Source organism: Halomonas sp. ATBC28 (assembly GCF_005937175.1).
Lineage (GTDB): Bacteria > Pseudomonadota > Gammaproteobacteria > Pseudomonadales > Halomonadaceae > Vreelandella > Vreelandella titanicae.
This window is the reverse complement of record NZ_VCQL01000142.1, coordinates 1-420: the sequence shown is the minus strand read 5'-3', so window position 1 is coordinate 420 and position 420 is coordinate 1. Positions and strand designations below refer to the sequence as shown.

Annotated in this window: 1 tRNA gene; it reads right to left on the bottom strand. The window is 44.5% G+C overall.

Annotation, left to right across the window (positions count from 1 at the left end):
- Positions 1-185: 185 nt before the first annotated feature.
- Positions 186-257, bottom strand: a tRNA-Arg gene (locus E0L35_RS25730).
- Between the last annotated feature and the right edge of the window lie 163 nt (positions 258-420).

The window sequence follows — 420 nt, the reverse complement described above, 5'->3', positions numbered from 1 at the left end:
ACCCACACCATATGAATGATAAATATTTAATGCTGAAAAAACCATTAGACCGTATAACAAACACTCAATCAATACTTAACAGAACTTTTATTTTTGACAAACATAAAATATTTTCAACAATATCCTGAGCCAGGTATATTTCAGTATAAGGCTCTGCCGGAAGGAATCTGGAAGAATGAATATAGCGCGCTGTACTGGATTCGAACCAGTGACCGATTGCTTAGACGGCAATTGCTCTGTCCGGCTGAGCTAACAACTCTGAATACCGATAATGGACCGCCATCGGGGACCCGCCCCCGCACCAACAACCCTGTTATCGTGTCGTCTGCTCTTCCTGATAAGCTAATGGCGGTTTGTGATGGTGGCCCTTGCTGGATTTGAACCAGAGACCTGGCGATTATGAGTCGCTCGCTCTCACCA